This window comes from Nocardia sp. NPDC058114 (assembly GCF_042884695.1).
Lineage (GTDB): Bacteria > Actinomycetota > Actinomycetes > Mycobacteriales > Mycobacteriaceae > Nocardia.
This window is the reverse complement of sequence record NZ_JBHVTK010000001.1, coordinates 1,397,097-1,410,576: the sequence shown is the minus strand read 5'-3', so window position 1 is coordinate 1,410,576 and position 13,480 is coordinate 1,397,097. Positions and strand designations below refer to the sequence as shown.

Sequence of the window (13,480 nt, the reverse complement as noted above, 5' to 3'; positions counted from 1 at the left end):
GTTGGTCGGCGGCGCAGCCTCGACGGCCGTCGAATTCGCCGAAGGCCCGGTGGTCGACGCCGAACGAACGCACAGACCCGACAAGCAGGGAACTGCGACACGAGAGTCGGTGCCAGAATCTGACGGCTGGACCGTGTCGAGAACCCAGCGGACCACAGATTCAGGTAAGCGACTACTCGTTCTTTCGGTCCCTGTGCGGAGAAGGCTCGGTGGTGCGGTTCGTCCTGGTGGTTCGCACCCTCCGGACCCAGGCACCCGAGCCGCCCGCACAGGAGGTGCGTGATGGCCCTCAACGATCTGATCCGGCGCAATGTCGCTGAAATTTCCGAGACTGAGCGCAACCGATTACGTGATGCGTTCATAGCGCTCAGCGCGTCGAAGCGATACCCCGATGGTGTGTCTTACTGGGACAAGCAGAATGCGATTCACCAAGCTACCCACGTGCATGGCACCCCGGCATTCCTGGCGTGGCATCGTGAGCTGTGTAATCGGCTCGAACGACTGCTCCGGGAGGTTGATCCCTCGCTGTCGCTGCACTACTGGGACTGGACAACCGATCCGACCTCGAATGCCGATGGAGCCAGACTCTTCACCGCCGAGTTCATGGGCAGCGCGAACGGTGATGCGGGACGTCCTTTCCAAGACTTCGAAAGCACCGAGGGCAACGGGCACAAGCGGGTCTGGCGTGCCGTGCGGTCCGGGTTGCCAGCGGTCCCGGCGGATGCCGCTCTCATCGGCACTGGCAACGACGCGGCCGAGGCCGAGCAGTTCTCACGAATGCGTGAGGCCCTGCGGCTGATGGCGCACGACGTCGCGCACAGCTATATCGGTGGAACCATCGGCCAACAGCATTTTGCGTTCCACGATCCGTTCGTGTTCCTGCTGCATTCCAATGTCGACAGGCTGTGGGCGAAATGGCAGACCGCGCGGGGTCGCGCGTGGCGCAAGAATCCGGACCGGATATACGGTCGCGAGGGGACCGACCCGACGATCCTGTCGAGTATCCAACCGTGGGCCGGTGGCACCGGGCTGCGGCCGTGGGCACCTCCGGAAAATCAGCAGGTTGTGAAGAACTGCAGAGACCTGTCGGTGGTCGGTCCCCCGCTCTACGACACCAACGAAGGCTTGCCCAGTTCGAAGGCGGCGGCACTGCGGAGCGGGCCGAAGACATACTTCTTCGCAGGCACTCGCTACATCCGGGTCACCCGCGGCAACACCGGCGCCGGCACCATCGATCCCGGCTACCCCACGAACATCTCTGTATGGGGTTGGGGCAGCTTCGGCGAAGGCCTATTCGGACTGTGGGGTGGGATCGACGCCGCGTTGGATAGCGGACCGAAGACGTACTTCTTCGCGGGCACTCGCTACATCCGGGTCACCCGCGGCGACACCGGCCCCGGCACCATCGATCCCGGCTACCCCAGAAACATCTCCGCATGGGGCTGGGGCAACTTCGGCAGGAACGGGATCGACGCGGCATTGGATAGCGGCCCGAAGACGTACTTCTTCGTCGGTGATCGCTACATCCGGGTCACCCGCGGCGACACCGGCCCCGGCACCATCGATCCCGGCTACCCCAAAAACATCTCCGCATGGGGCTGGCCGGCCGATTTCCGAGACTCTTGGGTATAGCCAGCCTTGTCGAAACGACGGTGCCTTGTCCGTATTGATCAACGCGTTCGAGGAATGACGACAAATATGAACCGGTCCTCTGATCGCGACGTACTTGAAGTAGTTGGGCCAGCCGCGCAGAATCTGGTTGAGACCCACGATCACGTAAGGATCAGCAGGCCGTCATCGGTGACCGGAGGATGCGTGGACTACATCTGCTACATTTCGCGAACCAAGGTGGACAGTCTGCACGGGCAACTCGATCCGGAGCGCAGTAGCGAGTTTACCGAGCAGGTGATCTCCGAACAGTCGGGTGTTCGAGATCTCCGCATGGGTTTGTCCCTCGGCCATATTGTCAGCCTGTTCAACGGCAGCATGACTTACGGGCGGAAGAACGTGATCCAGCGGGAACGCAGGGTGAAGCTTGCCTATTTCGAGAAGCTCAGGGACGTACTGTTGACCATAGCTGCGGACCACGGCGACGTGCCCGATATCAGAGAAGCCATCTCCTCGGGACAGAGCGGGACATATTACTTTTACGATGGCCTCTTCCGGATTGAGATGCCGGTTGTGAACCCCACTTCGGCGGACATTGTGACAATTCGTTCGTCGTTCGGCGGCCGCGACCTGCTCTTGGACTGCTCGCTGCGCTTCTTCAGCGAAGGTCCTGAGCCGGACGGAACCTTCCTGCTGCATTCGGGCAACTACCGCTTCTTCGGCGGCCAGGTGCAAATGAGGATGTCCACCGTCTTCGCACTACTTGGTGTAGATGGAACGGACATCGCCGGAACTCCGCTCTACCTCCAGCTGTCGGGCGCTGATTTATCGCCCGGAGCGGCGCTGTAGGCGTGGTGTGTCGTGGAGATGCTTGATGTGTGCAAGCACGATCCCGAGGAGTACGAAGGGAAGGGGATAACCATCCGCGGCTGTCTGTATCGGATCGGTCCCCAGCTCGGCTCGGGTTATTCGAAGTTCGTCCATGTGCTGCGCAACGCCAGATCGGGTCTGCACCTGAATGTGCTCGCGATCTATCGTGACGCCGACTCGGGCCGACAGGAGCTGGGCCGTGAACTGGCTGTCAAAGCTCTCGATGATCTCATGGAGGGACAAAGCGTGGTGCCCAGTCTCATGGAGGTCGATCTGCCGGGCGGAGTCGCGTACATCCAGGACTACGTAGGCCCCTATGAACCCGCGCCGAGTCAGGACATCATGTCTGCGGAGCGACTCATGGTGGCCGGTGAATGGTTTGAGGCCGCCGACATGTTCTCGCGTGTTCTCGAGACGCGGCCGGACCACACCGTCGCACTGTTCAACCGCGCATCAGTCCTCAACTCCATGCGTCGCCCGGACCTGGCGGCAAACCTGATGGCGCGGGTTATCGACATCGAGCCGAACTACCGTGCCTACCTGCGCGACTACGTGAAATACTGCTCGGCCGCCGAAATGCCGATCGAGGTCATGGACGGATGGAGGGCCATCACCGAGCGCTACCCGCACGACACCAGCTGTCGACAATACGTCGACAAGGTGCCGCGACAGGCCGCCGCGCTGCACAACAGGGGAGTCCAACTGGCGACCGAAGGCCAGTGGAATGAAGCGGTAGCGTCGACAGAACGGGCGATCGAGTCATACGTTCGACTGGCCGAATTCGATCACAAGAAATTCGATCAGGAGCTGGCAGAGAGCTTGTTGAACTATGGGATATTCACAACAGCGGGCGGCAACATAGTTGGCGGCATTCAACCGCTACTTCAGACCATGCGCATCGCCCATGAGTACGGGCGTCACGATCTGTATGATCTTGCCGCACACGAGATGCGGCAAGCATTGGCGCTCGACCGGCAGACTGTGGCGGAGGAACTCGAGCGGTTGACCGGAGGCCCGGTACCACCATGGTTCGGCAATCCGAGCTAGCGTGCGGAGGCGCATGTACGCGCGGATTCAGATATTCACGTCTGCAAGAGAATTGGTGGCTTCGGTGGATGCGCACGGCCTGATGCGAGCGCACGGATACTCCTCGAGAACCCACCACTGAGTGGGCTACCAGCGCTCGAGGTGGACGAACGTCGAGCGGGCACGGAGTTGCGGGCAGAGATTCGGCACAGGCAGCAGCTGCGCAATCGCATCGCCCAGCAAAAGGCGGTCGATGACTGCGTCACCGCCGGAATCGGGAATGGTCACGACGCGATTGTCACCCCGCTCGGTCGCCTGGCGCCATGACACCGCCGTCGAAGAATTCGAGTAGTGGATTACGCGCGTGATCATCACCCCTCGTTACGACAATCAGAGTCTCGAACAGTGGCCAGCCCGTTGTACCGACGAAGCGAGGAGGCTTCCATGACTACCAGGCCAGTGCACAGCACATTCCGGATTTCGTCGGGCTTTCGAACGCCGGAGCGACCTGACCATGACGGTATCGATTTCGCCGCACCGGCAGGCACGCCGATCTTCGCACCGGTGGACGGTGTGGTCGTCGAGGGTGCGGAACGCCCACCGGGGTCGGTGTCGGGGTTCGGAAACTGGGTGTGGCTGGATGCACAGGACGGCCGCGGTGTTGATCTGATCTTCGGACACATGCGTCATGCGAGCATTCTGGTGAAGCAAGGCGATCGGGTGCGGGAGGGCGAACAGATCGCGAGTGTGGGGTCGGAGGGCCAATCCACCGGTCCGCATCTGCATTTCGAGGTGTGGGGCCCGCCCGGGCGCATCGGCGGTGAACCGAGAAATCCGCAGCCTTTCCTCGAGGGTGCGGTCGACCCCGGCACGCAACCCGACCCCGGTACCGACGGGTCGAGCCCGGAGGCCTTCCCACTGCCGCGAGGGTTCTTCTACGGACCGCTGGAGGGCCCCGCCTCGTCGATCTCCGGGCGTCACGGCAGCGAACGGCCCGAGTGGATTGCGGGCTTGAAGCGCTGGCAGCAGGCGCGGGGCCTGCCACAGACCGGTGTTTACGACCAGACAACCGCCGACGCGGCGCGTTCGGTGCAGTTCGCGAATGGGTTCACCCCTGATGGACTGATCGGCCCGGCGACCTGGCGGGCGGGATTCACCAGCACCTCGCCCGGGGAGCGTCCATCGAGGATGCAGCTGGTCGATCACGCCGCGGCCCGCCCCGGGGCGCAGGCAGTGAAGGCCGACGGATACCACGGGGCTGTTCGCTACCTGGTGGACTCACCTGAACGCGGCCTGATCAACAAGAAACTCACTCCCGAGGAAGCCGCAGGGTATCTCGATCTGAAGATGCCCCTTGTCAGCAATTGGCAAAAGGGAAAGAACGCCACTGCCGATTGGCGCCGCGGGTTCGACGGCGGTGTCGCCGACGCCCAGGCCGCCGACGCGTGGCACCGGCACTGCGGCGGCCCGGCCGAGGCTCCGATCTTCTTCTCCATCGACGACGATCTGTCGCTGTCCGAGTGGAACAGCATGGCCATCCACTATCTGCGCGGCGCGGCGTCGGTGCTGGGCAAGGAGCGCGTCGGCGCGTATTGCAAATACCTGGCGTGCGATTGGGCAGTCGAGGACAACGTCGTCGGCACGTGCCGCGACGGCAGCGGAAAACGGTTCCTGTGGCAACCCAACACCTGGCTGGGCGGTAGGCCGCTCGGCACGATCTCCGCGCACGCCTGCCTGTTCCAGCGGCTCATTCACCCGCGCGACAACGTCAAGGTCGCTGGGATCAACGTCGACGTCAACGACACCCTCACCGCCGACTTCGGGCAATGGCAATACGCCGCCCAGCCCGTTACCCCAGAACCGATCGTCGTTCCCGGCCCGATTTCGGTGCGCGAACCCGACGGCTACGACATCGCCTGGCACCCCGGGCCGGGCTCCCGCTCCGGGCATGGCCCATACAAGCGGATCTACCTGCACACCACAGAGAATCAGGACTGGATCAGCCGTGCCGAAAACGTCGCCGACGGTCAAGCGGCCAGGCAGGACGGGTCATATCACTACATCGTCGACGACAACCACATCATCCAGACAGTCTCCACGAAGAACGCCTCCTGGAGCGTTCCGGTGCGCGGCGTCAACGACGAGAACCAGGATTCGGTGCATATCGCCCTCGTCGGGACCTCCGGCGCGATTCCACGGTGGACCACCAGTCCGAGCCCCAATGTCGAATCGAACCCGAAGCAGCGCTCCGTGTGGCTCGAGCACGACAAGATGCTCGACATGGTGGCCTTCACCATCGCCAAAATATCCGAGGAACACCACATCCCGATCGAGCGGGTCGACATCGCCGGTGTCGGAAACGACATGCACGGCGTCTCCAGCCACAACAACTACACCTACGGTTCCGTGAAACTGAGGGGCTTCAAGGACGGCACCCACTGGGACGTCCCCGACACCTTTCCCTACGATGTCGTCCTCGCCGCGGCAAAGCAATACGCGGGCATCCCCGACGACCCCGACCGTTTCCCACTGCCGAACGGGCACTACTGGGGTCCCTTGTCCGGGCCGCAGGAGTCGTGGTCGAACAGGTTCGGCAACGAGCCGCAAGCATCGAAGGACGGCTTGCGACGCTGGCAGGCCGCCCTCGGAATCGCACAGACCAGCGTGTACGACGACGCCACCCGCGACGCTGCGACCGCGATGCAGAAGGCGCAGGGCTGGCCGGTCACCGGCCATGTCTACGCCGGTGAGTGGTACGGCGTCATCAAGGACGGCTGGCGGTTGCCTGCCCCCGCTGCCGTCCCCACCGGCACACGCAAGATCACCGACGCGACCGGCCCCGGCCACACCGACCAGTTCGGTATGGCCGCAACCGATCTCGGGGTGATGACCCGTACACCCTCGGGCCGGATTCTCGCCGTCTTCGGCGATACCTTCCGCGACCCGATGGTCGGCAGTGACGACTGGCGCTCGCCGGTCGCGTTGTACTCCGACACAACGAATTTGGACAACGGAATCGTGTGGCACGAAGCCGCGGGACCGGTTCCGAACTACGCCCAGCAACTGTGGCCCTACGACCACGCGGGAGGGACGACGGCGCTGCCCTCCGACGTCATCACCATCGGCCAGGACATCTACCTGCACGTGATGATCAACCAGGGCCTCGGCAACGTGGTACGCACCGAGATCTGGACGTCGAGCGACGACGGAAAGTCCTGGCGGCACACCGGTGCCCAGTTCGACGCCGGCCTGCACAACGGGTTCGCGCAGCTGTGGACCTGGGAACGCGACGACGACGGGTGGGTGTACGTCTTCTCCACCGGATTCCAACGCGACAAGGGGGTCATCCTGCGCCGCGTCCGCCAGGACCGGATCACCGACCCCGGCGCCTACATCGGCTGGGGTTGGCGCGACGGCAGCTGGAACTGGGGAAACCCACCGACACCGGTACTCGAAAGCCAGCCCTCCGCGGAAAAGTTCGGCGAGATGTGCCTGCGCAGAATTCAGAACAAATGGGCTCTGGTCAACTTCGACGCCTCCACCACCGGTGGCTACGATATCGACGTGCGTCTGCTCGACACTCCCACCGACAACCTCTACCAGGTGCCGAAGACGACACCCATTCGCGGGTCGGCATGGGGAGAAGAGGGCAATGACAGGGTCGCGCAACTCTACGGCCCGTGCATCGTCCCCGGATCCACCCTCGACGCCGGCCTACACCTGTTGGTGTCGCAGTGGAAGACCACCGACGGATGGCCTTACCGCGCAATGCACTTCAAGATCCCCGTGTGATAGCTGGCGGGATCGGCGAGTATTTCCACCAGGTTATGAGCAGGTCTGACTTCAGCTAGTCGGGCGACGTGATGTCGCGGAGGACTTGCTCGGCGCGCTCGATTCCGGTGTGGCCGTCGAAGTCCGGCCAATCGTGATAGTGAACATGCGGATTACGGATCAGGAACTCGGAGACGACCTGCATGGTTCGGACGGCCTTGACGAAGTCGACGCCACCGAGTCCCGTCGGCACGGTCATTCGGCCGACATTGCCGAGCGGGCCACCGAGACCACCACCGAGGATGTTCGATTGCAGGAACTGCAACACCGCAACCGCAAACGGCACCGTCAGCTCCGCCTGGACGAGTAGGTCGTAGAACTGCTCGAGCAGCGTGTCGTCAGTCGTCGTCGCATACATGTCACCGTCGAGTACGAAATCGAAGGTGCGGTCGCGGAACTCCTGGGGCGTGTAGTCGCCGGAGATTCCGGCCCCCGGCGGGTTGTTACCCAGCAGCGTGCGTCCCGGCGGGCGGCACGGCGACCCGAAGGTGATCACGCGCCGCAGATCGTCCGCTCGGTGCGCGAGCGGCCCGCCGTCCGTCATGAGCATCATCAGCCGCACCACGACTTCCGCGCCTTGGCTGTATCCCGCGAGGATGAAAGGGCCGGGATTCAGCAGGATCAGCCTGATCCCCTCCCCGACGCCGAGCGCGACCGACTCCCGGTAGCTGGTGTGCGGGTCCGGATTGAGAAATCCACTGGCGGGGTACGCGACCGGTTGATTGCGGACCCGGCCCTCGCCTTCGAGTGCCGAGCCGACGTCGAACGGTGGTCCCTGACTCCAATGGCCCCACGTGCCGGCGAAACTGTAGTACAACGGCCGGGTCCCGGCTGGTGGCAGCCGGTCGAAGTTCAGTCCGAGCCTGCGCAATGTCGTAGTGTCGGCCGTGCCGGGTTCGGCCACATCGAGTCCCGCCCGGCGCTGAAACTCCGCGACGACCGTGGTCGTGGCTGGGCCGTATTCCCCGTCTACGACCAATCTGGAGTAGAGGGGGTGGTCACGGTTCAGCGTCGCCTGGAGCACCCCGACGAGGTCTCCACGATCTCCGGGCCTGAGTACCACGCTCATCGGACCAGCCCGCCGACTCCCAGTGGCAACACCCCGCCGTTGTTCCGCTCGAGACCTGTCACCCTGATCTCCGCTTGATCGCCATGATCGGAGTACCTTTCCATCCTGATGTCGCAAGGAAGCCGACTCTGGAACCTGATCGGCTCACGCGCAGAACTCACGAAATCGAACGAAGGAATGTGACTGGCACGCCCTCTGTAAGGGCAGTCCGCACCTCAGAGGAGGGACCAGAAAAGTTGGGCGGAGATCGAGACCTAGCCTCTCGGCCATCATCCACCCAAGTTCGACTAGTGGATAGAGGTCGAGACCGATTTGTTGCTATGCACTAACTTGCCTGCGGCACAGTGTGATCAACGTTGCCGCTGACATCCGAACTCCCGACACTCACACCTAGGACCAGTGGATCTTCTCCGCTCAGCCCAGCGGACGCTCCGATCATCGGGTCGGAGGCACCGGATGGGACTTCGACACAGGCCTAGGGTGCCGAGCAGGCGGCAGCGTCCAAGGCTCGGGAGCCTGCGTGGTAGCGGTCGTCCATCAGGTCTTAATTGAGGGCGATGGCTATGGAGTGGACAGCACATGGGCATACGGCCTCGGCCTGGCACGAATCACCTCTCGCGCCCATTGCGCATCGGGCTCGAAATCGGCGAGCACGGAGAGCGCGTTGCGGATCGCTTCGGCGATATCCGTTGTCCCCCAACGTGCGGTGCAGGCGCACCAGCCCGACCAGATCAACCACGTCCTGCGAGGCCGATGGAAGTCGCCGAGCAGCTTTGCCCGGCGAAGCTGAAATGCGTAATCAGCGCGTGCATTCAATGCGTCAATCGGGCGGCCATCGTGGTCAGGTTGTCGGCAAACGTCAGCACGAATTCGACGCACAGGTTGATCAGTTCGTCGCGGCTGATGTCCATACCGCCGTCGAGCCAGGCCAGGACCAATTCGGCGGCGCCGCCGGTGATCATCAGAGAGACCGCACTGACCAGGGTTTCACTGCCGGCAGGCGGGTCCAACAGTGCGCGTTCCTGTTCGGCGACGACATCGGCGATAGTGCGCATGGCGGCGGCGCGGCGTCGCATCAGGATTTCGCTGCCGTGCGCCTCGGCGAAAGCGATGCGGGCGCGGCGGGGGTCGTCCACGACGGAATTGAGGATGGCGGTGACGGCTGCCCGCGTTTTGGCTGCGATGTCCTCCGGTGCGGCGGCGAGTGCGTCCAGTGAGCTGCGGATCGCGGTGTCGATGATCTCGTCGTGTACGGCGGCGGCGAGCGCGTCGAGGTCGTCGAAGCTCTCGTAGAAGAACCGCGGACCGACCTTGGCCTGTTCGCAGACTCCGCGCACGGTGGTCGCAGCCCAGCCCTGGGTGCCGATGATGTCGAGGGCAGCGTCCATCAGCCGCTGGCGGCGTTCGTCGCGTCGCTGTTCGGCCGAGGTGCCGCGATAGATGCCGGTCGCTGCCCGTGTCACACACCTCAGTATGCCGCAACAGAAATAGGAATCAACCGTTTACGGAAACGGTTGATTCCTGTATGGTCCAGATCACACCACATCGCAACGGTGCGAGAGGACCACGAGCATGATGTCCACCCTGGGCCGACGGGCCAAATCCGCCGTATCCGCTCTTGCCGAGCGATATCCCTCGCAGACCCGCGCGCTGGCAGACCCGCTGCCCGACAGCGGATTACGGCCGATCATGGGCGATTACGGTGTCCCAGTCATCGGGCACGCCATACCCGCGATGAGCGACAGTCTCGATTTCGCCCGCCGCCGCTTCGACAAATACGGGCCGGTGCACTGGGTCGGGATTGCCGGGCGACGCGTGGTCATGGTCGCCGGACCGGAAGCCACCGAAGAGGTACTCGCCGACCGCGACAAAGTGTATTCCGCGCAACGCGGCTACACCTTCTTCATCGGCCCGTTCTTCCACGGCGGCATCCTGCTGCGCGACTTCGAGGAACACCGCTATCACCGTCGGATTTTGCAGCAGGCCTTTACCCGGCCGCGGTTGGTCGGCTATCTCGATATCACCAGTCCGGCCATTGCGCGCGGTATGCGCGAATGGACACCGAATCGCGATTTCCAGCTCTATCCGGCGGCCAAACGCCTGCTGCTCAGCTTGTCCTCGGAAGTGTTCATGGGGGCGAATCTCGGGTCGGAGGCCGCCGGGCTGGAGCGGGCCTTCATCGATGCGGTGCGGGGCGGCCAGGCGCTGGTGCGTACGAATCTGCCCGGCGGTCTGTGGGCACGCGGTCTGCGCGGGCGCGCGGTGCTGGAGGATTATTGTCGTCGCGAGCTGCCTGCCAAACGCGCGGGAAATGGCGAGGATCTGTTCAGCGTGTTGTGCCGCACCGCGTCCGAGGAGGGCCATACGTTCACCGACCAGGATATCGTCGACCATCTGATCTTCGTCCTGCTCGGCGCGCACGACACCAGCACGATCGCGGTGTCGATGATGGGGTATCAGCTCGGATTGCATCCCGAATGGCAGGACCGGCTGCGCTCCGAATCGCAGGCGTTGGGCAAGGAGTCACTCGACTATGCCGATCTGGACCGGCTGCCGACCCTGGAGCTGGTCTTCAAAGAGATTCTGCGGATGTACTCCCCTGTCGGGCAGCAGATCCGCGAAACCGTGCGGGATACCGCGATTCAGGGTCAGTTCGTCCCCGCTGACACCTTGGTGATGATCGGCTCGTACTCGGCCATGCGCCAGGCCCGCTGGTGGAACGACCCCGACGTGTTCGATCCCGAACGGTTCACGACCGAACGGCACGAGGACAAGGCTCACCGCTATACCTGGGCCCCTTTCGGTGGTGGCGCACACAAATGCATCGGACTCTATTTCGGCGGTATGACAGTCAAGGCGATCATGCACCGCATGCTGTTGAACTACCGCTGGACCGTGCCCGCCGACTACACGCCGCCGATGGGCTGGGCGACCGGCCCTATCCCCCTCGATGGCCTACCCATCCGACTCGAACACCTCGGCGCCTCGGGGTCGGCATGAAGATCGCCGCCGACCGCACCCGTTGCGAGGGCCACGGCATGTGCGAAGCATTGCTGCCCGATATATTTCGGGTCGACGACGAAGGCAACGTGACGGTGCTGACGGAACAGGTAACCGAAGCCGAACTCGACGACGTGCGGCTGGCGGTCGACAGCTGCCCGGTGGAGGCTCTGCGCCTGTTGGACTGAAGCACACTCGCGCCAGCCCTGGCCACGGGTAAGGACCGTTTATCTGTGCCCAGGCGCCGTGCCATGATCGATAAGTTGAAGAATGTGGGCGATTCGGCATTCGGTCGATCCGAGTTCGATCGGCTCCTCGGCTCGCCGCACGCGGAGTTGCACATGCACTGCTCTCGGCTTTTCGGCTTGGCGCACGACACCGATGATGCCTGACAGCAGGCATTGATGCCGATGCAGCTCGTGGGCGAGCTCAGCCCCGGTCGCCCACGAATGGGCGGCCACCATCGCCTGCGGCAGGATCGACGAAATAGGCCGGATCGCGAAGAAAACCAACACCCCCGTTGCCCCCTCGAGGAGAAACTCAATGCGCGCACGTCGCTTGCCGCGTCGTTTCCTGACCGCGGCGGCCGCGGTCCTGCTCACAGTGACCGGGTGCGTCTCCACAGCCTCGGCCTCGCCGGCGGCCGGAGACCGGCGGCCGAACGTGGTGATGATCCTGGCCGACGACCTGGACGCGGCAACCACCCCGGTGTGGCAAGCGATGCCGCGCACCGCGGCACTGATCCGTGACCGCGGAGTGGAGTTCACCGACGGCTTCGCGCCGATGCCGATCTGCTGCGCGGCCCGCGCTTCCATCCTGACCGGCGAATACGGGCACAACACCGGTGTCCTCACCAACGCCGGCGAGGTCGGTGGCTTCGACACCTTCCGCGCGCGCGGCAACGAATCCCACACCATCGCCACCACCCTGCACGACGCCGGATACCGCACCGGCATGGCCGGGAAATATCTCAACGGCCTCGAACACGACCCCGGCCACATCCCGCCCGGCTGGGACGACTGGAACGCCGGAGTCGACAACTTCCTGTACTCCGGCTACAACTACACCCTCAACGAAAACGGGACCCGCGTGAAATACGGTGTGGCACCGGCTGATTACCAAACGGACGTGATCCGCGCCAAGTCCGAGCGGTTCCTCACAGACGCCGCCGCCTCCGGGCAGCCGTTCTTCTGGTACGCGGCCTCCACCTCCCCCCACTTCCCGATCCCGCCCGCACCCCGCCACCTGCCCAGCACCCAGCCCACCCTCGCCCCGCGGTCACCGAACTATCAAGAACCCGACGTGTCCGACAAACCCTCATGGCTGATCGACACCGCCGACGCGAGGGCCGCGACGATCGCCGCGACCAACGACATCGACTACACCAACCGCCTCGGCGCTCTCAAATCACTCGACGACATGGTCGCGGGAATCGTCGAAACCCTCGAACGAACCGGCGAACTCGACAACACCTACCTGATCTTCACCTCCGATAACGGCTACAGCCTCGGCGCCCACCGCCTCACCCAGAAAATGGCCCCCTACGAAGAATCCATGCGAGTGCCCCTCGCGATCAGCGGCCCCGGCATCCGCCCCGGACGCAGCGACGCCATGGCCCTGTCGATCGACCTCGCACCCACCCTCTACGACTGGGCGAACATCCCCATCCCTGACCAGGTCGACGGCCGGTCCCTGACCCCCGTACTGTCCGGCGACACCATCGGCTGGCGCACCGATTTCGCCGCCGAATACGGTGGCAACGGCGACAGTGGCCGCAACGGAATCGCCCAGGAACAAATCCCCGGCACCGACACCCCCGTCATGTACGCACTCGACATGCCGTCCTGGAGCGCCGTGCGCAACCACCGGTACCTCTACGTACGCTGGTACGAGCGAGAACGCCCCCTCGACCAGCGCGAATACGAACTCTACGACCTGCAGGCCGACCCCTACCAACTCACCAACCTCATCAAGACCCCCCAAGGCCGCGCGGCCCACGCTGACATCGTCACCGACCTCGACCACCGCCTCGGTGAACTGACCACCTGCACCGGACGCTCCTGCCGGTGACAACCC

General features: G+C 63.9%; 11 protein-coding genes. 7 read left to right on the top strand and 4 right to left on the bottom strand.

The genetic code is table 11. From position 1 onward, the window contains the following. Positions 1-282: 282 nt before the first annotated feature. The 3 genes from ACFVVI_RS06495 to ACFVVI_RS06485 all read left to right on the top strand — a co-directional run bounded on the left by ACFVVI_RS06495 (position 283) and on the right by ACFVVI_RS06485 (position 3,525). Positions 283-1,632: a tyrosinase family protein gene (locus ACFVVI_RS06495; RefSeq protein ID WP_387443722.1), complete on the top strand. Its 1,350-nt coding sequence runs from the start codon at positions 283-285 to the stop codon at positions 1,630-1,632. 183 nt (positions 1,633-1,815) lie between these two features. After that, the gene (locus ACFVVI_RS06490) at positions 1,816-2,457 is read left to right on the top strand and encodes a hypothetical protein (protein WP_387443720.1); all 642 of its coding nucleotides are present in this window, start codon (positions 1,816-1,818) and stop codon (positions 2,455-2,457) included. A 12-nt stretch (positions 2,458-2,469) separates the two neighbouring features. After that, positions 2,470-3,525 (top strand): hypothetical protein, encoded by a 1,056-nt coding sequence (locus ACFVVI_RS06485; RefSeq protein ID WP_387443718.1) that lies wholly within the window; start codon positions 2,470-2,472, stop codon positions 3,523-3,525. 126 nt (positions 3,526-3,651) lie between these two features. Here the strand turns inward: ACFVVI_RS06485 and ACFVVI_RS06480 are convergent, their stop codons facing one another. Then, positions 3,652-3,792 carry a hypothetical protein gene (locus ACFVVI_RS06480; RefSeq protein WP_387443716.1) on the bottom strand — a complete coding sequence of 47 codons (141 nt, stop codon included), beginning with the start codon at positions 3,790-3,792 and terminating at the stop codon, positions 3,652-3,654. 156 nt (positions 3,793-3,948) lie between these two features. Here ACFVVI_RS06480 and ACFVVI_RS06475 point away from each other — a divergent pair, with 156 nt between their 5' ends. Further along, positions 3,949-7,296, top strand: coding sequence for a DUF4185 domain-containing protein (locus ACFVVI_RS06475; RefSeq protein WP_387443714.1), 3,348 nt, complete (start codon positions 3,949-3,951; stop codon positions 7,294-7,296). A 55-nt stretch (positions 7,297-7,351) separates the two neighbouring features. Here ACFVVI_RS06475 and ACFVVI_RS06470 read toward each other — a convergent pair whose 3' ends face one another. Together ACFVVI_RS06470 and ACFVVI_RS06465 are read right to left on the bottom strand one after the other, a co-directional pair. Beyond that, complete coding sequence (locus tag ACFVVI_RS06470) at positions 7,352-8,404, bottom strand: peptidoglycan-binding protein (RefSeq protein WP_387443713.1); 1,053 nt, start codon at positions 8,402-8,404, stop codon at positions 7,352-7,354. Positions 8,405-9,216: 812 nt separating this feature from the next. Next, complete coding sequence (locus ACFVVI_RS06465) at positions 9,217-9,867, bottom strand: TetR/AcrR family transcriptional regulator (protein WP_387443711.1); 651 nt, start codon at positions 9,865-9,867, stop codon at positions 9,217-9,219. 109 nt (positions 9,868-9,976) lie between these two features. Here ACFVVI_RS06465 and ACFVVI_RS06460 point away from each other — a divergent pair, with 109 nt between their 5' ends. Both ACFVVI_RS06460 and ACFVVI_RS06455 read left to right on the top strand, forming a co-directional pair. Further along, the gene (locus ACFVVI_RS06460; RefSeq protein ID WP_387443709.1) at positions 9,977-11,404 is read left to right on the top strand and encodes a cytochrome P450; all 1,428 of its coding nucleotides are present in this window, start codon (positions 9,977-9,979) and stop codon (positions 11,402-11,404) included. After that, complete coding sequence (locus tag ACFVVI_RS06455; protein WP_387443707.1) at positions 11,401-11,592, top strand: ferredoxin; 192 nt, start codon at positions 11,401-11,403, stop codon at positions 11,590-11,592. Before ACFVVI_RS06460 ends, ACFVVI_RS06455 begins: the two co-directional genes overlap by 4 nt. A gap of 39 nt (positions 11,593-11,631) precedes the next feature. On the opposite strand, the gene ACFVVI_RS06450 is transcribed toward ACFVVI_RS06455, so the two are convergent. Then, a complete protein-coding gene (locus tag ACFVVI_RS06450) occupies positions 11,632-11,919 on the bottom strand; it encodes a hypothetical protein (protein ID WP_387443705.1) in 288 nt (95 codons plus the stop codon). Between the two features lie 28 nt (positions 11,920-11,947). Between ACFVVI_RS06450 and ACFVVI_RS06445 the strand changes: the two genes are divergently transcribed. Next, complete coding sequence (locus tag ACFVVI_RS06445; protein WP_387443703.1) at positions 11,948-13,474, top strand: sulfatase; 1,527 nt, start codon at positions 11,948-11,950, stop codon at positions 13,472-13,474. The last annotated feature ends 6 nt before the right edge of the window (positions 13,475-13,480 follow it).